Source organism: Catenulispora acidiphila DSM 44928 (assembly GCF_000024025.1).
Classification (GTDB): domain Bacteria; phylum Actinomycetota; class Actinomycetes; order Streptomycetales; family Catenulisporaceae; genus Catenulispora; species Catenulispora acidiphila.
Genome location: NC_013131.1, coordinates 4,347,999 through 4,370,492, shown reverse-complemented (window position 1 = coordinate 4,370,492; position 22,494 = coordinate 4,347,999). Strand labels below are relative to the sequence as shown.

The window sequence follows — 22,494 nt, the reverse complement described above, 5'->3', positions numbered from 1 at the left end:
CCCAGCTGCCAGGAACGCGAGGTCGCAGGATCCTAGTTGTCCTCCGTCGAGCACCGCCAGTAGAACGCGAACCGAAGCCCGCCGGTGACCAGGCGTGCCGGACGAGCCTGATGCGCAGCGGCCCAGGATGCCAGGTCCTCCAGGTCTACCGGACATGCCAGCACCACGGTGGGAGCGGAGACCGTTCGGTGTGCTGGCGCCGACTGCAGCGCCGAAACCGGGAACAGCGCCGGTCGCACAGCCTGCTTTCTCGCCATGGAGCACCGCCTGTTTGCACTGGTCAGATGCCAAGTCGGCTCTGTACTTGGTGTCTCAGGGGTCGTGGACGTTGGCAATACTGGCGTCCGAAAGCGCGTGCCAGCGACGACGTAGCGTTCCGCCTACTGACCATCAATGCCACGCTGTCGAGAATGTCGGCGATTGAGGGGTCGGTGACGGACTGGGGCGATGGCGAGGTCGACCGGGAGGCCACGCCGTGAGGATCTCCGTCGCCGAGCATGCTCCCCACCGGGCCCACCGATAGGGTGGGCGGCGTCGGAGCGAGGAGAAAACCATGGCGCTGACCACGTCGCTGGCTGGCCGAGTCCGGAACACGAGCCTGCCGAAGAGCCATGCGCTCTTGCCGCTCCTTGAGGCTGTCGTTAACGGCATTCAGGCGATCGACGCCCGATTCGGCGACGACGTCGAGCGTGGTCGTCTGAGCGTCAGGATCCAGCGCAGCCAGCAGGAGGAACTCGACTTTGGTCCCGCTGGCCCTGGGCGTGTGGCGCTGAAGCCAATAGTCGCCTTCAGCGTCGAGGACAACGGGGTGGGCTTCACCTCGGCGAACATGACGTCATTCGAGACGTTGGACAGCGACCACAAGGCCGCCATCGGCTGCCGTGGTGTGGGACGCCTGCTTTGGCTCAAGGCCTTCGACAGGGTCTCGGTCTGCAGCGCCTATGAGGACGAAGCCGGTGGCCTCCACGGACGGCAGTTCCGGTTCTCCGTAGAGGGGGAGGTGGAGCTGGACGGGGAAGCGGACGGCCTAAGCAATGTCGGCACGATCGTGAACCTCGAAGGGTTCAAGAAGCCGTTCCAGCAGAACGCGGTGAAGTCCGTCGACGCCATCGCTCGCGAGACGTTCGAGCACTGTATCTGGTACTTCCTCCGCCCAGGCGGCGCGCCTGACATTACGGTGACCGACGACGACGAGACGGTCTCGCTCAAGGATCTGATGGACGAATTTGTGTTCTCTACGATGTCGATAACTTCTATCGACGTCAAAGGTGAGAAGTTCGATATGATTAACCTTCGCCTCAAGTCCTCGACACGCAGTCTCACGCCACGGCTGTACTGGTGCGCCGCGAGCCGCGTGGTGATGGAGGAGAACCTCACGAGCAAGGTGCCAGGGCTTTACGGCCGACTCAAGGACGAAGCATCCTCCCCATTCACTTACGTCTGCTACCTATCTTCCGGCTCTCTCGACAACCACGTCCGGGCCGACCGCACAGGCTTCGACATTGCCGAGCGTGTGCCGGGCGCGACGCTGTTCGAAGACGTGTCGCTGGAGGACATCCGCGAGGGCGTGCTCAGGGAAGTCGAGAGTATCCTCGCCACCCCGCTCAGTGCAGCGCGCGAGGAAGGCAAGGTCCGCGTCAACGAGTTCGTGAGCAACCGTGCGCCGAGGTACCGGCCAGTTCTGTCGCGGATCGAGTCGCTCGGCGTGTCCGTGGATCCGTCCATCAAGGACCACGACCTTGAGTTGTTGCTGCACAGCAGCCTACAGAAGCTCGAAGCCGCCGCGATTGCCGAGGGTCAGGCCGTCTTCGATGAAGCCGGCTCCTCTCGGTCGGATGACTACGCCGAACGCCTCGCTCGGTATCTGGACACGGTGAAGGACATCAACCAGTCCGACCTGGCCGCGTACGTCTCGCGCCGACGAGTGATCCTCGACGTGCTCGCCAGACTGATCAGGTCCGACGACCACGGCAGGTACAGCAGGGAAGACGCCATCCACTCGCTGCTCATCCCGATGCGGGCCGACTCGAACGGGATTGGCACCGACGCCTCGAACCTGTGGATCATCGACGAGGGGCTTGCGTTCCACGACTACCTTGCCTCCGACAAGACGCTCAAGAGCATGCCGATTACAGGATCCGAGTCCACGATGGAGCCCGATGTGCTCGCAACTCGGCTCGTCGGCTCCCCGGTGCTGGCCTCAGAGGGCGAGTCGCTCCCGCTGCCGTCCATCGTCGTAATCGAGATCAAGCGGCCGATGCGTAACGACGCGTCGGAGGACAAAGACCCGATCCAGCAATGTCTGGAATATGTGAACCGTGTGCGCGCTGGTGGCGTGAAGACCGCATCAGGGCGGCAGATCCCCGAGACGCATGAGGCGCCCGCTTTCTGCTACGTCATCGCCGATCTCACGCCGACGATGGTGCAGCGGTGTAAATATGCGAGCCTGCGTCCCACCCACGACGGACTCGGTTACTTCGGTTACAACGAGCCGTACAAGGCATACATCGAAGTGGTGAGCTTCGACCGTCTTGTCAACGCGGCCACTGAGCGGAACCGAGCGTTCTTCGACAAATTGGGACTTCCGTCCAGTTGATCGATGATGGGGCTCGTCGAAACGGTGCTGTCTGCACGGAAGGATCTCAGCAGCCTCGGGCGTGACGATCCAGCGGATGCGGCCGATCCGGTGCCTGGGAACCAGCCCGCGAGAAGAGCCAGCCACGCACGGTCGGCCCAGGTGAGCTTGAGGGCCAGCCGTGGATCCCGGCGCTGCGCGACTGCGAGCTGGTGCCGCAAGATCAGAATCTCGACGTCCTTGGCCGTCGAATCCCGCGCCGCGAGCCTGGTCCAAGCGAACAAGCGACTCGCCGCGAGATACACAAGCTTCAACGCCACAGCACCGCATCATCACAGCTCGCCGAGGTTGTCGGCACCCTCAGGCCATCAGGCCGATGGACTGCCGGACGGATTGGGAGCAACCGCAAGACGTGACTCGACGGCCTCGATCGTCTCGTCCAGGGCCGCGATCGCCAGCGGACGGTCTCGATGTGGCAGTGGCTCGCCGGTCCTCCTGTCGATCACTGACGCCAGGCCCGATTCCTGCCAAACCACGACAGTCGAACCCGCCTTCTCCAGAGCGAGATGGGCCACCACAGTCGCCGCCAGCTCCTCACCCACCTCGACGGCAACCGGAACCGGGCCTTCTGAAACGTCTTGCCATTCGGTGAAGGGCGAATCCTCAGCAACACTGTCTCGCCAGCCCCGGACTTGCTCGACACGCACCGTGACGGGGGTCAGGCCGACGAGGGCGACTTCTTGGTCCGCATCTTCTTCGAGAAGCTCGTCGAGTGAGGACGGAGCAGGATCATCACCCTTCTTCAGTTGTTTCAGGACAGCCTTTCCCAATGGGTTGAGGCGAAGGATCTGCACGCTACGAGAAGTAACCGGGGAAACGTCCACAAGATTGTAGGTCTCCAGTGCGAGACGTGTGCCGAGAGGAAGCATCTGCAGGACTGTTTCTTGCAGCCCGTCAGGTAGCGAGCCAAGGCCGGCAAGCTCCGAACGATGCGCCGCCACAGCCTCCAGGGCCTCACTGACTTCCTCTTTGCTCACCCGTCCACCTCTCCCGAAACCCATGGCCGGACTCCTTGCACGTTGATCTGGTGACCAATTTGGTCACATCACAAGTACGTAGCAGCGAGAGGCTCTGGCAAGTTGGGTCTTCACTGCTCCTTCTCCCGAACCCGATCGAGGTCACCCCGAAATCGCTCCAGCGCATAGGCGACGGCTGTCTTGGACACTCCGACCTGCGCCGACACCTCCCTGGACGTGGGCCCACGACCGTGCTGCGCGGCAAGATTCAGCCAGGTGGTGATGACTGTGACAGTAGTGGTGTCGCGACGACGGGCGGCGCGGCGGAGCGCCGCACGCACCTGGTCGACAGTCGTCAAGCGATCCAGAAGCCGCACGACCGCATCGTCGCCGTTCTCGGCGCCCAGTCGACCCCGGACAACGGCGGCCCTCCCCGATTCACGATAGCGATCGACGAGAACATGCCGCGCGATGACAAGCAGATAGCCTGCCGGCGACTTGCCCGTATCGACCCGTCCCTCGGCGATGGCATACGCCATTCGGGCTATCGCTTCGTCAGCGGCTTCTTGCCGATCGACGTCATCGAGATCGGCGTCGGGTCGGACCAGGAAGTCAAGAAGACCTTGCCGAATCAGTAGGTAGTCATCAGCACTGAGCGAAGGTCCTGGTCCCGCGGGGGTGGACCCGGCCCAACGTCTGACCGCCTCGTCAAATCGCGACACAGCTCTTGACTACTATAATGAAAGCGATTACGCGACCGGAGGTGATGGTCGTGCCCCTCCTCATCATACTGGGCTTGATCGTGATACCAGCGGCCTTCGGTATTCCATGGAAGCGAATTACCTACTGGAATCACTGGACGGGGCGAAGGGCGACTGTCGCCTGTCTGACAATTTACCTTGTCGTCCTCGTCCTGACGGGCATCGCTATTTGGTGGGGCATCGGCGCGCTGGTGGCCGCCGGGACTGTGGCGAAATCGCTTGCCAGCGGAGCTGCCACAAAAACTGTCGCTGGTGGAACGGCAGGCAACATCGTTACCCGAGCCCACGGCGGTGCGCCCGCCAAGGCCGCCGAATTTCCGGCAAACGTGGCCAAACGTATTCCCTTCTTCGTCGAAGGCGTGCTCAGGGACACCAGTCACGCGAACTTGGAACGTTGGCTCGACACCCTTTCCAATCCAGTGATCACCGACGAAGGAACCCGGCTGGCAGCACGCTACGGGTATACAGCCCTCCATGCGAAGCGTCGTAAAGTTAGAAGCAATGCAGAGAAGTATCAGAAATCAATGGAGGAAGCCCTCGGGCGGCACAAGAGATACCGGGGCCAGGGACTCAACTTCGGTCGCGCGTCCATTCAGATCGAGCTGCTGAACTATTACGAGAAGGAGGCGTGGAAGCCTTAGGATTCCAGAAGCCGGTCTTGGCTCAGGGCGCGATCGTGGCATGCGGAACGACATCCATTGCCAACGTCGGATCCGGTCGGGTGGCGTGGGGAACGGGACATCGTGAACGCCTCGTCGAAGGTTCGGGGGCCGCCATATGGCGGCCCCCGAACCTAGGCCCAAGTCTGCGCAACTTCCCGGTAACGATTCGTCTCGATTGCACTACGCCCTATCAGCTCTGGGCAACCTGCCATGCTTTGATCACTGCGCCGGACAAGCGGCCGCGGTCAGCAACTTGCAGTCCATGGCTGCGCGCCCAGCTGCGAACGGCAACTGGATCGCCAAGGACTCGACTCGAAGCGTCCTCGACGCTAATCTCAGAGGAGAATCGGGAAGCATTTCTTGGGGTTATGGGGCAATTCCCCCCTCGGACACTACCTATAACCCCATGATTGTTAGGGTCGAGATTCATCTCGGCCCTAATCGTTTTTGTGCCCGGGGCGTAGGCCTCGGGCGCGGCGTTCTCGATGACCGCTCGTATGTCTCCGAGCGCCTGAATCAGGTTCTTGATGACTTCCTCGCTGAGTCGCGCCTGAGGGTTGGCGCGGGCGCGTTCGGCTTTCACCGCCGCGATCCAGCCGCCGACGGTTTCGGCATCCACTCCGGCATCCAGCGCGGCGCGGTACTTGTCGAGCTTGGCGTCGCAATCGGCGATCTTCGCGGCGACGTCCGCAGCGGGATCGGCCGCCGGGGCGGGCTCGGCGAGGGCGGCGGCGTTGTCGGCCATGGCGCGGATGGTGTCGCCGATGCGGTGCGGGGCGAAGAGCTTGACGAGCCACTGGTCGATGACCGGGAGCAGGTCCTCTTCTTTGACGTAGACGTTGTCCGGGTGCTGCACGTGGTTGGCCAGTGCGTACTCCTTGGGGTACCGGCACCGGTAGTGCGACTTGCCGTTGGACTGCTGGCCGCTTGGGGTGTGGGCCCAGGTCGGCCAGGCGGTAGCCGTAGGGTGGTCGACCGCCGAGGTATCTGCCCTCGATCTTGGCTTGGGCGGACATGGCGGAGCGGACCCGGATCTTGACGCGATTATGCTCGCCTTTCGACATACCGCCGAGCACGCTCATGATCAGGTCGTGCGCCTCGGCTCACCGCGCGCGCCGCGCCGCCACAGGGACGCTTCGGTTCTCCCTGAGGGTCACGCCGGTACACCTCCCCCGTGCTCCGTGGGTGCGCGTAGCGCGATCTGGTGTCCGGCGACGTCGATCTTGGCCTGGAGGTAGCGGGTGTTCGAGGTGGTCACGAACACACCGGTCGGGACCTGGTCGCGCACCACGATGCCGTGCCGGGCGAGTTGGGCCTGCTTGTCGGGGTTGTTCGACAGGAGCCTGATCTCCCGTACGTCCAGGGCGTGCAGCATTTGGGCGGCGGCGCCGTAGTCGCGGCCGTCCGCCGGCAGGCCCAGGGACTCGTTGGCCGCGTAGGTGTCCTGGCCCTGGTCTTGCAACGCGTAGGCGTCGAGCTTGTTGTAGAGGCCGATGCCGCGGCCTTCTTGACGCAGGTAGATGAGGTATCCGCTGGTCCGGGAAATCTGGTCGACGGCATCGGCGAGTTGTGGGCCGCAGTCGCAGCGTGCTGAACCCAGTACATCGCCGGTCAGGCATTCGGAGTGCAGCCGCACCAGCGGTACGTCCGTGCCCCGGTGGTTCCCGAGCCCGACGGCGAGGTGCTCTTGGCCGTCGGCCAGGCCGTTGAAGCTGAAGGCCTCGCCGTCGGTCCACAGTCCGTCGGGCAGTTGGAGCGGTATTCGGACTGCGGCCCGGACCGAGGCGGCCGGCAGTTGTCCCTGCCGCTCGTCGGTGGCACAGGGCTGTGTCATGACGCGGCCTTGGATGCGGCGGACCGGTAGGGCGGGGTGATGCCGGCGCCCCATTCCCAGTGCGGGACCCGTGCATGGGTGAAGGGGGTCGCGCCGGGCTGGGAGTTGGTCAGCGCCAGGCGGGTGCCCCACTCGATGTAGGAGGCGAAAGCCGCGCGGAACTCCGGGTCGGACGGCAGGTCCACCTCGTCGGCGGCGTCCATCAGAAGGTTGGTCCAGCGGCGGCGCTGCGGTTCGGTGATGGCCTTGCCGAGGTGCTGGGTGATCATGTGGTGATAGCCACCGCGTTCGGCGGTGTAGCGCGACGGACCGCCGAATACCTCGCCCAACCACAGTGCGACGTGGTGTGGATGGGCCGGGTCCATGTGCGCGAACAGCGGCCCGACCACCTCGTCGGCCAGGACGTGGTCGTAGAACACGTCTGTCAGGCGCTCCAGGGCTTTGGCGCCGCCGAGCCAGTCGAACATGGTCGGAACCGATCCGCCCTGGCCGCGCACGGCGGTGCGCTCGTAGTGCCGCATCTCCTCGATCGCCGTCACGTAGGGCTTGATCTCGGCGAAGAAGGCCGCGAAGTGCGGGCCGCCGCGGAAGCCGTGCAGATGGTCGTCCGCGGAGGTCCAGACGATGCGCAGGATGTAGTGGTCGGGAGCTTCCGTGCAGCGGGCCAGTTCATATTCCACACACTGCGGGGCCACGGCGAGCGAGGCTGAGGCGGCGCGGGCATAGGCGGACTCGAACTGCTCGCTGCTGTCAGCGGGTATCAGGTAACGGATGTATTCGACGATCATGGTGCGCTCTCCGGTTGAACCAGTCGTTGTACGTGTGCTGATATGCGCGTGACCTGGCGGATGCCAGATCGGAGACGGCGCTGGATGGCGTCCGGCGGCAGGGCATCCAGCCGGACCACGTCATATTTCAATACGGTACAGAATTGTATTGTTGAGATACAACACAGCCGTGCATAGGAAAAGGTCTCCGCAGGCTGGAGTTTGTGCCGGTGCCCCAGGCAGAATCCGCGACACCGCCATCGACACCCGGACCCTGGCCGGGAACCCGGTCCCAAAGGACTGGCCGCAGCGCACCGCCGTGCTGGTGTGGCGGGCCGTCGGCAAACAAGCGCCGACGCCTGGCACGCGCCGGTTCCGGCTTACCTCCCTCTGGACACAGGTCGCTAGTTGACGGTCGGGATGAGGCCGCCGTCGATGCGCAGGTTGGCGCCGTTGACCGAGGCGCCAAGCGGGCTGGCGACGAGGGCGACCAGGGCCGCGATCTCCTCGGGTTCGGCCAGGCGGTCCGACGGGCTGGCCAGGGGCCCGTCAAGGAGTCTGCGGGTCGCGGCTTCGAGGTCGTCGCCGAGGCTGTGGTGGGCGGCGAAGCCGGCGGCCAGGTCGCGGAAGCCGTCGGTGCGGCTCGGGCCGGGGCTGACGGTGTTGACCGTGATGCCGGTGGCGGCGAGTTCTTTGGTGAGGCTGACGGTGAGGTTGGCCAGGGCGGCTTTGGCGGCGCTGTACGCGGCGCGGGCCGGGATCGGGTTGGGGTTGGCGGCGCTGCCGATCTGGATGATCCGACCCCAGGCGTTCGCCTTCATCGACGGTGTCAGGGCCCGGATCAGGCGGACCGCGGATCCGACGTTGCCGTTGTAGAGGCTGATCCAGTCCTCGGCCGAAGCCTCGGACCAACCGTCGGCGCCGAGGCCGCCGGCGTTGTTGACCAGGATGTCGACGCCGCCGAACGCGCCGGCTGCCTCCTCGGCGACCGCGGCCGCCGCGGCGTCGTCGGTCAGATCGCCCAGGACGACGGCCGCCCGGCCGCCAGCCGCGATGATGGCCTCAGCGGTAGCTTGGGCGCGTTCGGCGTCCCGGCCGTGGACGACGACCGCGACGCCCTCGCGGGCCAAACCCAGGGCTATCGCCCGGCCGATGCCGCTCGTGCTTCCGGTGACGAGGGCACGCTTGTCGTGCAACTGCAGGTCCATGGATTCGGATCCTCACTGGGCAGGTGTGGGAAAAGGTTGCGCAGAAGGTTTTGGCAAATACCTTGGGCCAAAGCCATTGGCTAGACGGTAAGCTCCGAGGCATGCCGTTGTCTACTGATCTCCCCGCCGCAGACGGACCCGGCGCCGACGTCCCTGCCGGTGGCCTCCTCGGCGCCGCCGCCATTGCGGCCGCCACGGACTCCGTCGGCCTGCAGGACTCCGTCGACCGGTTCCTGGAGGGCTGGGCCCAGGTCCAGCCCGACCTCGACCTGTCGCCGGTAGCAGTGGTGCAGCGCCTGGGCCGGGTTCGACGCATCATCGAGGCCGAAGTCGAGGCCACGTTCGCCGAGTTCGGACTCAACGGCCCTGACTACATCGCCCTGGCGACTCTGCGCCAGCTCGACCAGCCCGAAGGCGTCCCCCAGCGCCGCCTCATGCGGGAGCTGGGTCTCACCTCCGGAACCATCAGCGTTCGCATCGAACGCCTCGCCGACCGCAGCCTTGTCGCCGTCGCACCGGACCCGGCCGACCGCCGCAACACCCTCGTCAGCCTCGCCCCCGCCGGCCGCGACCTCCTGGACCGCGTCACTCCGGCCCACCTCAGCACCGAGAGCCGCCTGCTCGCCGCCTTGGACTCAGAACAGCGCGAAACCCTGTCCGCACTGCTGCGCCTCCTGCTGGTCGCCTTCGAAGGGTCGGTCTCCACCGGCGCCCTGCCGCGCCTGGGCCTTTCCCTGACCCCGGCCCACCGCGCGATCGAAATCCGGCGCGCCGTCGGCCTCCCCGAAATCGCCGGGCTGCTCGTCAAGGCCGTCGACCGGGACAGCCGCGCCGACCGCGCCGACATCAGAACCGGCGACGTCCTCATCAACGCCGGCGGCCGCGAACTGCGCTCAGTGGCCTCATTGCACGCCGCACTCCGCGGCGCAGCCGAGGCCGAGGCCGACACGCTGACCGTCGACCTGATCCGCGGCGTTGACGCACCCCACCAAGCGGTGCTGGACCTGAGTCCACACTGCGCGGATCAGAAATCTCTACCTGCGGCCTTCGCACACGACACGGTGATCCACCAGGTCTGACCACGCTTTCGACCCGGCACCGGACGTGGCGGTGCACTCAGGCGACACACCCGAACGGCCTACCTGTACCGCCGTCAGTTCTCCGCCGACGCCACGCTAGCAGGCATGACTGAGAACAAGACCGACGACAAGACCGACGACAAGACCGAGGACGAGTCCGAGGAAAAGTCCGAGAACAAGCGCTGGGCCGTGGACGACTTCGACGAACAGACGATCCGTCTCAAAGTCCCGTTCCGGCTGATCTTCAACGACAACATCTCCCTGTCGCGCGACGCCATCGCCACCGTCGAGGAGCTTCAGGGCCACGACGTCATCATCGTGTCGACCACGGACGGTAGCAGCTACGAGGTCATGCGCGGCGTGGCGCCTTCGCAGCGGGAGAAGACCAAGGAAGCGTTCGGCCTCTGATACCCCGCCGCGGTCTCCCGCGCCCTGACAGATCGGACGCGGGAGGTCGTGCGCTGTGTTCGCCAAGCAGCGCACGACCTGGTGACGTACCGGACGCCCGGCCGGGATCGCTGATCAGCGATCCCTTCGACCTCACGCAGGGCTCGGCTGATCTGCTCCGGGCTCCAGCGCTGGTTGAGGCGCGGCTGGATATATGCCTTCAGCTCCGGATCACGTCGAATCTTGCCGTCTCTGGACCGCGCCCGCCGCACTGCAGCCCGCTGTTGAGCGTAGAAGGGGTTGTATTTGCCGGTGCGGGGATGGCTGTTGCGACCGACCTCCCGGCTGACCGTGGCAGGACTACGGCCCAACTCCCGCGCGATGGCCCGCAGCGACCTGCCGGCACGCAGCAAGTCGGCGATGGCGATGCGCTCGTCCTCGGACAAGAACCGCGACAAGACCTCGTCGCCGTCACGCTGTTCGGTGATCGGTGATCGGTGATCGGTGCATAGACACGCTCACGCCCAGCCCGATCGACAACTTTGCGACCGCATCTCCACCGATAGCCGGTCTTGGGGTTGACCCCCACCTCGCGACACGCAGCGGCGTTGCTCAATCGCTGCGCCATCAACCGAAGATACCGATCACGCTTGTCCCTCTTAGGCGCGCTTCCCGAGCTCCCGCCTCTCCCGCACGATCTACTCCCCTACTCAGGTGTTGCGACCACCCCTAGAACCCGCCCCGCCACACCCGGGCCACACGAAGCCGCTCGTCGAGTGCCCGGTGGTACGTCACAGAGCGCGCACACCTCGGCGTCAAATGAGCCTTTTCACGCAGTCGGCCATCGTGCCGGCGGCCGTATCAGGGTTGTTTGACAACCCCGAAACGCGAGCGTATATCTCACTTGAGGGGTGGGAGAGCGCTCTCCCGATACCGCGCGTCACCACGGGGACTTCGACTACTGACGTCAGCTCGCCAAGAGAAGGAGTCTCCATGGCCCGCTCGAGTCCTGGCACATCGCGACGTCACGGAAGACTCAGGGTGCTGTTCACCCTCCTGACCGTCCTGGCGATCCTCACGGCACTGGTCGGCGGTACCCAGCTGGCCGTGCCGAGCAAGGCTTCGGCTGCGGGCACGACGCTGTTGTCGCAAGGCAAGTCGGCGACCGCGTCCTCCACCGAGAACGCCGGGACTCCGGCGAGCGCCGCCGTCGACGGCAACACCACCACCCGCTGGTCCAGCGCCTTCAGCGACCCGCAGTGGATCCAGGTCGACCTCGGTGCGAGTGACACGATCAGCCAGGTCGTCCTGCAATGGGAGACCGCCTACGGCAAGTCCTTCCAGATCCAGACCTCTCCTGATGCCGCCGTGTGGACGAGTATCTACTCGACCACCACGGGCACCGGTGGAACCCAGACCCTGAACGTCACAGGCACCGGCCGGTACATACGCTTGTACGGCACCGCCCGTGGAACCGCGTGGGGTTACTCGCTCTGGGAGTTCCAGGTCTACGGAACGACCGGTGACACCGGCGGAACCTGCGGACCGGCTAACGCCGCGCAGGGCAGGCCGGCCACCGCCTCGTCGACCGAGAACGCGATGACGCCGGCGAGCGCCGCCTTCGACGGAGATACCAGTACCCGCTGGTCGAGCGCCTTCAGCGACCCGCAGTGGGTCCAAGTGGACCTGGGCTCGTCCCAGCCGATCTGCCACGTCGACCTGACGTGGGAGGCCGCGTTCGCCTCGGCGTTCCAGATCCAGACGTCGCAGGACGCGGCGACCTGGACGACGGTCTACTCGACCACCAGCGGCCCCGGCGGCACCCAGTCGCTCAACGTGACGGGCACCGGCCGGTACGTCCGCATGTACGGTACTGCCAGGGCCACCCCGTACGGCTATTCGCTCTGGGAGTTCCAGGTCCTCACCGGCACCGGCACCCCGCCTCCCCCCAACTGCCCGTGGGTCGGCTCCGCGGCTCCGGTCGCGACGCGCGTCAGCCAGGTCATCGCGGCCATGAACCAGTCCCAGAAGATCTCGCTGCTGCACGGCGTCGGCGGCGCGTACGTCGGGGTCGTCGCACCGATCCCGGCCCTGTGCGTCCCCGGCCTCAATCTGCAGGACGGTCCCCAAGGCGTCGGCGACGGGCTCGGCGGCGTCACCCAGCTGCCCGCGCCCGTAGCGGCGGCGGCGACATGGGACACCGCGCTGGAGAACCAGTACGGGGCGACCGAGGGCACCGAGTTCGCCGGCAAGGGCGTGAGCGTCGCTCTCGGCCCGACGGTCAACATCGTCCGCGACCCGCGGTTCGGCCGGGCCTTCGAGACGTTCAGCGAGGACCCCTACCTGGCCGGCCAGATAGCCGCCGCCAACATCCAGGGCATCCAGAGTCAGGGCGTGATGGCCCAGGTCAAGCACGCGGCCGTCTACAACCAGGAGACGAACCGCAACAGCCCGGCCGACAACGCCATCGTCGACAACCAGACGCTGCAGGAGATCTACCTGCCCGCGTTCAACGCGGCGATCACCAAGGGCAACGCGTCCTCGGTGATGTGCTCGTACAGCACGATCAACGGAACCTACGCGTGTGAGAACCCGTATATCCTCAACACCGCGCTGTACCAGCAGGACGCGTTCACCGGGTTCGTCACCTCGGACTGGGGCGCCACGCACTCGACCGTCGCGTCGGCGAACTCCGGCCTGACGATGGAGATGCCGGGCAGCGGCTACTTCGGCACGGCGCTGTCCTCGGCCGTCACGGCGGGCACGGTGACCACGGCCACGCTGAACACCATGGTCGGCAGGGTCCTGACGAAGATGTTCGAGTTCGGGCTCTTCGACAAGGCGCCCAGCGGCTCGACCGGCGCGACCGTCACCACGCCGGCCCACGTGGCCACCGCGCGGACGGTCGCCGAGGAAGGCACCGTCCTGCTCAAGAACGCCAACAGCCTCCTGCCGCTGTCCACCTCGACGACGCACTCGATCGCCGTGCTGGGCAACGACGGCGGCTCGGGCGTGCAGACCAGCGGCGGCGGCAGCGCCGGCGTCAGCAGCTCGGGCACCGTCTCCCCGCTGACCGGCATCACGAACCGGGCGGGCTCCGGCGTGACCGTCTCCTACGAGGCCGGCACCGACGCCGCCGGCGTCACCCGCGCGGTCAACCTGGCCAAGGCCTCCGACGTCGCGATCGTTTTCGCGAACTACGGGGAGTCCGAGGGCAGCGACATCTCGAACATCGACCTCCCGGGCAACCAGAACACGCTGATCTCGTCGGTGGCCGCGGCCAACCCGAAGACCATCGTCGTCCTCAACACCGGCTCGGCGGTCACCATGCCGTGGCTGGGCTCGGTCGCCGGTGTTTTCGAGAACTGGTACGCCGGCCAGGAGGCGGGCAACGCCATCGCTGCCCTGTTGTTCGGCGACGCGAACCCGTCCGGTAAGCTGCCGGTCACCTTCCCGGCGAGCCTGGCCGACGTACCGGCGCACACCACGGCGCAGTGGCCCGGCACGAACAACCAGGTCCAGTACTCCGAAGGCGTCGACGTCGGCTACCGCTGGTACGACTCGCAGAACAAGACACCTCTCTTCCCCTTCGGATACGGGCTCTCCTACACCAGCTTCGGGTTCTCGAACCTGAGCGTCGGCGCCCTCTCTGGAAACACCAGCACCGTCACCGCCACGGTCACCAACACGGGGACTACGGCGGGAGCCGAAGTGGCGCAGCTCTACGTGGGCGATCCCTCGTCCACCGGCGAGCCGCCCAAACAGCTGAAGGGCTTCGTCCGGGTGAGCCTCGCCCCCGGCCAGAGCCAGACCGTGCAGTTCACCGTGAGCAGCCATGACCTGGCCCACTGGGCGGACTCGGCCGGCGGCTGGACGACGACGTCGGGGGCCTACCAGATCCTCGTCGGCGACTCGTCCAGGAACCTCCCGCTGACCGGCACCATCACGGTTCCCTGATTCCGCCTCACCCGGCCGCCGACGGCGGCCGGGTCCCTTTCCCCAGAAGTGGTCGGCTATGGCCGGGGCGATGAAGCCAGCCCAGGGGGCTCGCTGTTCGACCTCCGAGTGAGAGCATCGCGGTGATTCGCGCCGACGGGCAGCGCGAGATGTTAAGCGTTGACGACTGATCGTTGATTTCAGCCCTGGGATCGAGCCCGGCGCCAGTGTCCCGCCCGCGCCTCAGCCTCGGGGCGTCGTCAACTGCAACCGGCGCTCCCGCCCCGGCCTCGCGGGTCCTGCGGCGCCGAGTTCCCGGCGCCGCAGGACCCTGACGCGTCAGTGTGTCTGCCGCGGCCAGGTCTGGTCCGCGCCCGGACGGGCCGGCATCGGCTGCTTCGAGGCGGTCGTCTGGGCGGCGAGGTTGGCTGCCGTGGTGTCCGCGTCGAACTGCGTGTTGGCGGGTGCCGGCTGCGGCTTGGACAACCGGAGTGCGCCGGTGAAGTCGCCGAAGGTGTGGCGGCGCCATCGGCTGATCGGCGCGAAGGTGACCGCGCCGTGGCCGGACAGGCCGCCGGCCGCCGTGATCGCCTCGATGAACCGCAGCCCGGAGGTGTGGTCGCAGACCTCGGAGAAGATCCGGCCGCCCACCGTCCACGGCGAGACGATAATGCACGGCACCCGGAAGCCCCCGCCCACCGGCAGGCCGCCGCCCGGCGTGCCCTTCGGGGAAGGGATCTTCACGAACTCCTCGGGGTACTGGCGCACGTCCGGGACGGGCGGCGGCACGTGGTCGAAGAACCCGTCGTTCTCGTCGTAGTTCAGCACGAACACGGTCGAGTTCCACAGCTCCTCGTTGGAGGCGAGCGCCTCCAGTTTGGACGCCAGGTACTGCGCGCCGGCGGCCGGCAGGTTCGGCGGGTGCTCGTCGGCTTCGCTCGGCATGAACAGCCAGCTGACGTCCGGGAGGACGCCGTTGGCGCAGTCCTCCTCGAACCCGAGATCGGGATCGGCCGCCGCGGTCGGGTTCGCCGGGTTGCCGACCCCGCCGACGGTGCCGTCGCCGAACAGCGTGCCGCCGCTCATCACCGCGTTGTAGAGCGCCGCGGGCAGGGTCGTCTTGTTCTGGAAGTTCGCGAACCAGGAGAACACGTTGAATCCGCTGGTCGCGCCGGAGAAGTACGTCTTGACGCTGTAGCCGCCCTGGTGGAGGATCTCCGCCGCCGACGGGTAGGTCAGCGGGTTCGGCGTGACGGTCTCGAGCACCGGGCCGCCGTTGAGGCCCTGCGGGTCGTTCGTGCCGGACATCCACACGAGCCGGTTCGGGTCCGTCGGGCCCAGCACCGAGCAGTGATAGTTGTCGAGCAGCGTGAACGACTGCGCCAGCGCCCAGTGGAACGGGATGTCCTCCTGGGTGAAGTAGCCCATCGTGAACGAGCCGTTGACCTCGCCGTCGGAGGCGAGATGGGTGCTCAGCCACCCGTCCATCGCCCCCTGGTTCCACGAGGCGTGCTGGTCGCGCCAGTCGTGCGAGAGCGAGGGCACCGCCGCGGCACCGGTGGTGATGGTCGACATGTGGTAGGGCTCGAGGTACCCGTCGGGGTTGGCCGGGTCCGGCTGCTGGAAGACGGAGTTGCCGTTCGGCAGCCGGATGGCCGTCGGGTCGCCGAACCCGCGGGCGCCGGGGAAGGTGCCGAAGTAGTGGTCGAAGGACCGGTTCTCCATCATCACGTACACGACGTGCTTGATCTGGGACAAGCTGCCCTGCCCCGGCTTCGCGGCCGCGGCCCTGGCCAGGTTCTCCGGCAGCACGCCGGCCATGCCCGCCGCGCCGGCCAGGGCTGCCGCGCCCGTGATGAACCGGCGGCGCGAGACCGCCGGAGAAGCGGAACTGCTCTTGTCGTTCATGGTCTCTCTCTTCGTGGAGCGGGTCGGCGTCAGGACGCGGGCGGGGCCACCGGGCCCGGCGCGTGGCCGGCGCGGGCCAGGCCGATCACCTGGGCGATGACGCTGTTGCGGGTGTCGGCGATGTACAGCAGGTCCGTGGACGGATCCACTGTGACGGCGTACGGGGTGTTCAGGTGCGAGGCGGTCGGGGCCGCGCCGCTGCTCTCCCCGCCGGGAGCGGCGGAGGAGTTCACCACGGTGCTGATGGTCCCGTCCGGGGTGACCTCGCGGATCGCGTTGTCGAAGGTGTCCGCGACGAACAGGTCGCCGGCGCCGTCCACCGCCACCCCCTGCGGGTCGTTGAGCTGCGCCGAGGTCGCGGGCCCGCCGTCGCCGGAGAATCCGCCGAGGCCGCCGGCCGCCTTGCCGGCCGCGTGGTCGCCCGCGACGGTCGTGATGATCCCGGTGCGCGCGTCCACGCGGCGGATCACGTTGTTGGCCGAGTCCGCGATGTAGAGGTCGCCCTGGGCGTCGAGCGCGAGCCCGATCGGCTGGTTCAGCTGCGCGAGCGGGCTCGGTCGCCCGTCGCCGGAGTAGCCGGCGCGGCCGGTGCCGATCAGGCGCAGCAGCAGGCCCCGCGGCGTGAGCTCGACCACCCGGTCGGCGTAGGTGTCCGCGATGAACACGTCGCCGGCGGCGTTCACGGCGACGGCCTCGGGATGGTCGAGCGGGACCAGGCCGCCGAGGCCGGCGCCGGACCACGAGCCGCCGGGGACGGTGCCGGCGAAGCGGCTGATCGTCCCGTTCGCGGCGATCTCGCGCACCACGTTGTCGCCGGCGTCGGCGACGAACAGATCGCCGGCGGCGTCCGTGGCGCTGCCAGAGGGCTGATACAGCGATGCGGACGTGGCCTTGCCGCCGTCGCCGTGCTCGCCGTACGCCTCCAGCGAGCCGGCGATGACCGAGGTGGAGCCGTTCTGCAGCGCGGAGACGACGTTGTCACCGGTGTTCGACACGTCCACGGTGCCCTTGAACGCCGACACACCGGCCGGCCGGTCCAGGGCGCCCGGCACGACGTTCGGGACGACCGCGCCGCTGCCCGGGTCGACGTGCGTGCCCGTGTCGTCGCCCACCGAGGCGTACGGCATGGTCTGCAGCACCGGGCCGCTCGGCACGGCGCTCTGACCGATCGTCAGGTTCAGGTTGTCGGCCGTGCCGTCGCTGTTCGCGCCGCTGCTCACGCCGACCGTCGCGATCGTGACGACGACCTTCTGCGTGCCGGCGGGGACATCGCCGTACCAGGCCTGCGGGATCAGGCTGGAGGCGTTGCCCCGCTGCGCCGCGGTGACCGGGCCGATCTTGGCGGTGCTGAGCGTGGCGCCCTTCGTGTCCTGGAACGCCGCCGTCACGGTCGCGTAGTCACCCTGGGTCGAGTAGCCGCCGAGGTCGGCGGACAGTTTGAACGGCTGGCCGCCGACGGCGAGCGCGCTCAGGTCGACGGACTGGGTGCCGGTGGTGCTGATGCCGGGGATCGAGACGGTGCTCGGGTTGGTGCCGCCGTAGAACACGCGGCTGCCGGTGACGCCGGGGTAGGTCGAGGTGCGCGACTCCTGCGTGCCGTCGGGCGGGCTGAGCGGGGACGCGCTCGTCCAGCAGTCCGCGACGGTCTGGTCGTCGCCGAGCGGCGCGCCGAGTGCGGTCGCCGTCGTGGAGTCCTCGGCGCTCGGGTTCTCGATCAGGTTGCTGTTCAGGGCCGGGGTGACCGTGTCGGAGGCCGGGCACGGCACGGTGTAGCTCTGGCCGACCGCGTTCTGACCGATCGTCAGGTTCAGGTCGTCGGCCGTGCCGTCGCTGTTCGCGCCCGCGTTGACGCCCCCCGTGATGATCGTGACGAGGATCTTCGCGGTGCCGTCCGGGACGGTGCCGTAGGCGCCGTCGGGGAGCAGTTCCGAGACGTTGGCGCGGTCGGCCGGGGTCGCCGGACCGATCTGGGCGGTGCCGAGGCTGGCGCCGGAAGCGTTCTCGAAAGTGGCGACGACTTCGGCGTAGTCGCTCTGGGTCGAGTAGCCGCCCACCTTGCCGGTCAGCTTGAACGGCTGGCCGGCCGCCTTCAGGGAGCTGACGTCGATGACCTGGCTGCCGGTGGTGACCACGCCGGCCACCGCGACGGTGCTCGGGTTGGTGCCGCCGTAGAACACGCGGCTGCCGGTGACGCCCGGGTTGGTCGAGGGACTCGACTCCTGCGTCCCGTCGGGCGCAGCGAGCGGGGAGGCGCTCGTCCAGCAGTCAGCGACGGTCTGGTCGTCGCCGGCGGGTGCCCCGAGGGCGGTCGCCGCGGTGGAGTCCTCGGCGCCCGGGTTCTCGATCAGGTTGCTGTTCAGCGCCGGGGTGACCGTGTCGGAGGCCGGGCACGGCACGGTGTAGCTCTGGCCGGAGTCGCCGGAGGAGATCGTCAGGTTCAGGTTGTCGGCGCGGCCGTCGATGCCGTACCCGGCGCTGACGCCGGTCGAGGCGACGGTGATCAGGATCTGGGCGGTGCCGGCCGGCACGGTGCCTGTCGCCGCCTGCGGAATCAGGCTCGTGACGTTGGTGCGCTGGGCCGGGTCGACCGGGCCGAGGACGGCCGAGCCGAGCGGGGCGCCGGCGGCGTCTTCGAACCGGGCGGTGACCGTCGCGTAGTCGGTCTGGGTCGTGTAGCCGCCGATCTCGCCGGTCAGCGTGTACGCGCGGGTGCCCGCGCCGAGCGAGCTCACGTCGATCAGCTGGGTGGCCGTGGTCGTCACGCCCACGATCGAGACCTGAGGGGAGTCGTAGTCGTAGCCGCCGTAGAAGGTGCGGCTGCCGGTCTGGCCGGGCACCGCGGAGGACGCCGCCGACTCCAGGACGGCGCCCTGGCCGCCCATCGGGGAGGTGCTCACCCAGCAGTCGGGCGCGTACTGCAGGTCGGTAGCGGGTTCGCCGAGCGTGGTGAGGGCCGTGTAGTCCTCGGCCCCGGGGTTCTCGATCAGGTTGCTGTTCAACGCGGGCGTGACCACGTCCGCGGCCGGACAGACCGCGGAGTAGCTCTGCCCGCCGCCGGTCGACGCGGCGGGACCGCCCGCGGCAGCGGCCACCCCCAGGCCGATCGCCGCCGACCCGACCACGGCGCTCGCCGCCACGGCCGCCCAGCGGAGCTTGATAGGAAGTTTCATAGGCTAATTAAGAAAGAACCCGGCTGCCGAGGCGGAGATCATTCGTGACCGATGAGTGGCGCCGCTGTGAACAATCACCACACATGACGTGTCACGGATGCCGGGTGACGCCCGCCCGGCGCCGGCCACGTCGTCCGCCGGGAGCGTAGAGCGACTGGAGCCGAAGGCGCTCAGTGCCCTGGTCGCGTTCGAAGTACCGTCCGAGGATCCGACGAGGCGCCGCGCGATCGCCGAGGCCGTCGTCGATCTGCTGATGAACGCCAAGGAGCGACACGCCCGGCTACGGGAGACCTCTATGCGCTCGACCGGCGGCGTCATCGACCACCCGGAGCTGTCATTCCGGCTGGTGCGCGCGACCGGCGACGACTTCGCGGCCGAGCCGACGCTGCGGACTACCGCCGAAGCGATTGCCGGCGGCTCCGGCCACTCGGACGGCGCAGCCTAGACCCGCTCCGATCGCGGTATCGATCACGAGGTGGGAACCGACGACGGCGAGGAGCACCGATGGGATCCGGTCCGATACCGGCACCGGGCGACGGAAGCACCGTCGATCGCGCGGCGATCAGCGACTCGCGCGCGTGGGTCGCCGAACTCGAGACGGCCAAGCCGGCGGCGGAGTATAAACATCACCGAGTCCGGTTCGTGCGCGGATCATCTGAGCGACGGCGCGTGGCCGGCGCAGTGGAATCCGTGGCAGCCAGAGAAAGACCGTGCTCCGACGCGGCCGCCACGAGGCCAGGGCCTGGCAGAAGCGGGCGGCGATTGAGGTGACGGAATCCGGGAGGGCTGAGCGTGGTGACCGGGACTGGCCGGTCGCCGCCTGGCTCCGCGGCTATGACCGGCGCCGTTTGACACCGGACACCATCGGGGCGCTGACGGCTTGGGCGCTGATCGTGCCTGAGTGCGTGGCCTATGCGCAGATCGCCGGCGTGCCGGTCCAGAACGCGTTTTACGGGGCGCCTGTCGCGCTGCTCGCCTATGCGTTGTTCGGGCGCAGCAACCACCTGATCGTCGGAGCGACCTCGGCTGCCGCGGTGTTGTCGGCGTCCACGGTCTCGGCGGTGTCGAGCGATCCGGCCAAGGCCGCGACGCTCTCGACGGCGCTGGCACTGATCGCCGGCGCCGTGTTGATCGCAGCCGGTGTGGCCCGGCTCGGCTTCGTCGCCGACTTCCTGGCCGAGCCGGTACTGCTCGGGTTCCTGTTCGGCATGGCGTTGACCATCATGGTCAGGCAACTGGGCAAGATCGCCGGTGTCCCGACCGGAGACGGGGACTTCTTCCAGCGGCTCTGGCACGTGTTCGGGCACGCTTCGGACTGGAGCTGGACCTCGATCGCGGTCGGCGTGATCGCGATCGCCGCGTTGCTGGCGCTGGAACGGTCGGTGCCCAAGCTGCCGGCGGCATTGGTGGTCCTGCTGGCCGGGATCGCGGTCTCCGCGGCGCTGAATCTCCAGGACCATGGCGTCGATGTGGTCGGGAAGATCCCGCGGGCCGTGCCGACGCCGTCGTGGCCGCACCTGTCGTCCTCGGATTGGACGGCGCTGGTCGCCGGTTCGTTCGGCGTCGCGCTGATCGTGTTCGCCGAGAGCTTCAGCATCGCCAAGGGACTGGCCGCCAAGCACGGCGAGCGTGTGGACGCCGGCCGGGAGATGACGGCGATGGGCGCCGCGAACGCCGCCGTCGGCCTGTTCCGAGGCTTCGCCGTCTCCGGCAGCGCCTCCCGGTCGGCGGCGGCCGAAGCGGCCGGAGCCTCGACGCCGATGACGTCCGTGGTGGCGGCGGTCGCGGTACTGATCACCGGCCTCCTGCTGACGCCGCTGTTCACCGATCTGCCCGAGCCGGTTCTCGGAGCCATCATCATCGTCGCCGTACGCAGCTTTTTGAAGGTCGCCGAACTGCGCCGCTACTGGCATCGGGACCGCATGTCCTTCGCCGTGGCCGCCACCGCGCTGCTCGGTGTCCTCGTCTTCGATCTCTTGCCCGGTCTGGTCATCGCGGTGGTGTTGTCCCTGGTGTTGTTCATCGCCTATTCGTCACGACCGCGGCTCGCCGAACTCGGACGTGTCGGCACCGGACGGGTCTGGGGCGACATCACGCTGCACGACGACGCCCGAACAGTGCCGGGATTGCTGGTGCTCCGACCAGACGCGCAACTGTTCTTCGGCAACACGCAAAGAGTCACCGACGACGTACTGGCGCATGTGGCGAACGCGAACCCCAAGCCGCGAACCGTCGTCTTGGACCTGTCCGCCAGCTACGGAATGGGCCTGCCGAGCCAGGACGCGATCGAGGAACTGGTCGCACGCCTGAAACGCGAAGACGTCGACGTGTGGTTCGCACACGTGCGCCGGCACGACCCGGGCACGGCGGCGCCGGAATTGGGACGTCCAGCTGAGATCTTTCCGGACGCCGATACCGCGGCGCAGACCTTCCAGAGTGTTGCGGACGACTCGCTGCGGTGAGAGGGAAGCCGCCGACGGAAAGAGCAGCCGTATGCGAACCGCACATCCGGGCGATCGGCTACCGCAGCAGCCGGATGAGGCCGCTGATGACGAAGTACGCGCCGCCGACGACCGCCGCGGCCACCGCGATGGCCCGGCCGTGGCGGGCCAGCCAGCCGTTGACTGTCCGCAAAGTCGTGGCGGTGCGCTGTGGGGCATACAGGTAGCAGATGATCGGCACCTCGGCCAGCAGGAGCACCACGGCCGCGATGACGAGGACGTCCACGACGCCGAGCACCGGGCCCGGGGCGCCCTTGGCGATGGAATGGATCGACGCCAGGTAGAACGGCGAGGGCGAGCCCATGAACAGGCCGAGCCCCACCACGACCAGCAGCCGTCCCTCCCGCTGCCGGGCCGCCTTCGGCTCGGCCGGCGGGCGGCGCGCCACGAACCAGCCGAACAGCAGGATCAGCACGCCGAGGAAGATGTCGAGGGTCGGCGGCACCGTGCGGTGCTTGCGGGTGTCGTCGAAGCCGGTGTTGTGGAGCAGCGCGTACATGACGAAACCGGCGATCAGGGTCACAGCCGCCGCGCTGGTCAGGAACACCAGGGCGTTGCGCAACGGACGCTTCTGGTCGAGCAGTCCAGCGACGATCAGGAGCATGCTCGGGGAGAACGCCGCGACCAGCGCGGTCGGAATCGCCTCCCACAGCACTGCCGAACCTCCGCTTCTCCATCGGCGGGACCGAC

At 67.8% G+C, this 22,494-nt stretch carries 17 protein-coding genes and 2 pseudogenes; 8 read left to right on the top strand and 11 right to left on the bottom strand.

Features of this window, described 5'->3' with window-relative positions:
• Positions 1-32: 32 nt before the first annotated feature.
• Entirely contained in the window at positions 33-257 is a 225-nt protein-coding gene (locus CACI_RS19125) for a hypothetical protein (RefSeq protein ID WP_015792482.1), read from the bottom strand.
• Between the two features lie 296 nt (positions 258-553).
• On the opposite strand from CACI_RS19125, the gene CACI_RS19120 reads away from it, so the two are divergent.
• The gene (locus tag CACI_RS19120) at positions 554-2,596 is read left to right on the top strand and encodes a hypothetical protein (protein WP_015792481.1); all 2,043 of its coding nucleotides are present in this window, start codon (positions 554-556) and stop codon (positions 2,594-2,596) included.
• 347 nt (positions 2,597-2,943) lie between these two features.
• Here the strand turns inward: CACI_RS19120 and CACI_RS49945 are convergent, their stop codons facing one another.
• On the bottom strand, positions 2,944-3,612 hold the full coding sequence (locus tag CACI_RS49945) for a hypothetical protein (RefSeq protein WP_143765301.1): 669 nt from the start codon (positions 3,610-3,612) through the stop codon (positions 2,944-2,946).
• A 230-nt stretch (positions 3,613-3,842) separates the two neighbouring features.
• On the opposite strand from CACI_RS49945, the gene CACI_RS19115 reads away from it, so the two are divergent.
• Together CACI_RS19115 and CACI_RS49940 are read left to right on the top strand one after the other, a co-directional pair.
• Positions 3,843-4,229, top strand: coding sequence for a hypothetical protein (locus CACI_RS19115; protein ID WP_015792479.1), 387 nt, complete (start codon positions 3,843-3,845; stop codon positions 4,227-4,229).
• A 134-nt stretch (positions 4,230-4,363) separates the two neighbouring features.
• Positions 4,364-4,993, top strand: coding sequence for a hypothetical protein (locus tag CACI_RS49940; protein WP_015792478.1), 630 nt, complete (start codon positions 4,364-4,366; stop codon positions 4,991-4,993).
• 211 nt (positions 4,994-5,204) lie between these two features.
• On the opposite strand, the gene CACI_RS45770 is transcribed toward CACI_RS49940, so the two are convergent.
• From CACI_RS45770 to CACI_RS19095, 5 genes and pseudogenes are all read right to left on the bottom strand, one after another.
• Entirely contained in the window at positions 5,205-5,870 is a 666-nt protein-coding gene (locus tag CACI_RS45770; protein ID WP_049871626.1) for an Lsr2 family DNA-binding protein, read from the bottom strand.
• A 73-nt stretch (positions 5,871-5,943) separates the two neighbouring features.
• Positions 5,944-6,117 (bottom strand): annotated as a pseudogene (locus CACI_RS54670) (recombinase family protein); the annotation flags it as partial.
• Positions 6,118-6,167: 50 nt separating this feature from the next.
• Complete coding sequence (locus CACI_RS19105; RefSeq protein WP_015792477.1) at positions 6,168-6,848, bottom strand: GTP cyclohydrolase II; 681 nt, start codon at positions 6,846-6,848, stop codon at positions 6,168-6,170.
• Positions 6,845-7,636, bottom strand: a complete 792-nt coding sequence (locus CACI_RS19100) for a group II truncated hemoglobin (RefSeq protein WP_015792476.1) — start codon at positions 7,634-7,636, stop codon at positions 6,845-6,847. The genes CACI_RS19105 and CACI_RS19100 overlap by 4 nt, the downstream gene beginning before the upstream one ends.
• 383 nt (positions 7,637-8,019) lie before the next feature.
• Positions 8,020-8,823, bottom strand: coding sequence for an SDR family NAD(P)-dependent oxidoreductase (locus CACI_RS19095; RefSeq protein WP_015792475.1), 804 nt, complete (start codon positions 8,821-8,823; stop codon positions 8,020-8,022).
• A gap of 101 nt (positions 8,824-8,924) precedes the next feature.
• Between CACI_RS19095 and CACI_RS45765 the strand changes: the two genes are divergently transcribed.
• Positions 8,925-9,902, top strand: coding sequence for a MarR family transcriptional regulator (locus tag CACI_RS45765; RefSeq protein ID WP_015792474.1), 978 nt, complete (start codon positions 8,925-8,927; stop codon positions 9,900-9,902).
• A 105-nt stretch (positions 9,903-10,007) separates the two neighbouring features.
• The gene (locus tag CACI_RS19085; RefSeq protein WP_015792473.1) at positions 10,008-10,310 is read left to right on the top strand and encodes a hypothetical protein; all 303 of its coding nucleotides are present in this window, start codon (positions 10,008-10,010) and stop codon (positions 10,308-10,310) included.
• Positions 10,311-10,444: 134 nt separating this feature from the next.
• On the opposite strand, the pseudogene CACI_RS54665 reads toward CACI_RS19085, so the two are convergent.
• Positions 10,445-10,917: pseudogene (locus CACI_RS54665) on the bottom strand (transposase); the annotation flags it as partial.
• Positions 10,918-11,282: 365 nt separating this feature from the next.
• Between CACI_RS54665 and CACI_RS19080 the strand changes: the two are divergent.
• On the top strand, positions 11,283-14,246 hold the full coding sequence (locus CACI_RS19080; protein ID WP_015792472.1) for a glycoside hydrolase family 3 C-terminal domain-containing protein: 2,964 nt from the start codon (positions 11,283-11,285) through the stop codon (positions 14,244-14,246).
• Between the two features lie 318 nt (positions 14,247-14,564).
• On the opposite strand, the gene CACI_RS19075 is transcribed toward CACI_RS19080, so the two are convergent.
• Positions 14,565-16,133, bottom strand: a complete 1,569-nt coding sequence (locus CACI_RS19075; protein WP_015792471.1) for a phospholipase C — start codon at positions 16,131-16,133, stop codon at positions 14,565-14,567.
• Between the two features lie 29 nt (positions 16,134-16,162).
• On the bottom strand, positions 16,163-19,303 hold the full coding sequence (locus CACI_RS45760; RefSeq protein ID WP_015792470.1) for an NHL domain-containing protein: 3,141 nt from the start codon (positions 19,301-19,303) through the stop codon (positions 16,163-16,165).
• A gap of 97 nt (positions 19,304-19,400) precedes the next feature.
• Here CACI_RS45760 and CACI_RS19065 point away from each other — a divergent pair, with 97 nt between their 5' ends.
• Together CACI_RS19065 and CACI_RS19060 are read left to right on the top strand one after the other, a co-directional pair.
• Entirely contained in the window at positions 19,401-19,748 is a 348-nt protein-coding gene (locus CACI_RS19065) for a hypothetical protein (protein WP_015792469.1), read from the top strand.
• Positions 19,749-20,151: 403 nt separating this feature from the next.
• On the top strand, positions 20,152-21,765 hold the full coding sequence (locus CACI_RS19060) for a SulP family inorganic anion transporter (RefSeq protein WP_049871624.1): 1,614 nt from the start codon (positions 20,152-20,154) through the stop codon (positions 21,763-21,765).
• 58 nt (positions 21,766-21,823) lie between these two features.
• Here CACI_RS19060 and CACI_RS45755 read toward each other — a convergent pair whose 3' ends face one another.
• Positions 21,824-22,459, bottom strand: a complete 636-nt coding sequence (locus tag CACI_RS45755; protein WP_015792467.1) for a GAP family protein — start codon at positions 22,457-22,459, stop codon at positions 21,824-21,826.
• Positions 22,460-22,494 lie beyond the last annotated feature (35 nt).

Coding starts and splice junctions, on each gene's coding strand:
- CACI_RS19125 (WP_015792482.1), bottom strand. CDS start 257: ATGGCGAGAAAGCAGGCTGTGCGACCGGCGCTGTTCCCGGTTTCGGCG.
- CACI_RS19120 (WP_015792481.1), top strand. CDS start 554: ATGGCGCTGACCACGTCGCTGGCTGGCCGAGTCCGGAACACGAGCCTG.
- CACI_RS19105 (WP_015792477.1), bottom strand. CDS start 6,848: ATGACACAGCCCTGTGCCACCGACGAGCGGCAGGGACAACTGCCGGCC.
- CACI_RS19100 (WP_015792476.1), bottom strand. CDS start 7,636: ATGATCGTCGAATACATCCGTTACCTGATACCCGCTGACAGCAGCGAG.
- CACI_RS19095 (WP_015792475.1), bottom strand. CDS start 8,823: ATGGACCTGCAGTTGCACGACAAGCGTGCCCTCGTCACCGGAAGCACG.
- CACI_RS45765 (WP_015792474.1), top strand. CDS start 8,925: ATGCCGTTGTCTACTGATCTCCCCGCCGCAGACGGACCCGGCGCCGAC.
- CACI_RS19085 (WP_015792473.1), top strand. CDS start 10,008: ATGACTGAGAACAAGACCGACGACAAGACCGACGACAAGACCGAGGAC.
- CACI_RS19080 (WP_015792472.1), top strand. CDS start 11,283: ATGGCCCGCTCGAGTCCTGGCACATCGCGACGTCACGGAAGACTCAGG.
- CACI_RS19075 (WP_015792471.1), bottom strand. CDS start 16,133: ATGAACGACAAGAGCAGTTCCGCTTCTCCGGCGGTCTCGCGCCGCCGG.
- CACI_RS45760 (WP_015792470.1), bottom strand. CDS start 19,303: ATGAAACTTCCTATCAAGCTCCGCTGGGCGGCCGTGGCGGCGAGCGCC.
- CACI_RS19065 (WP_015792469.1), top strand. CDS start 19,401: ATGCCGGGTGACGCCCGCCCGGCGCCGGCCACGTCGTCCGCCGGGAGC.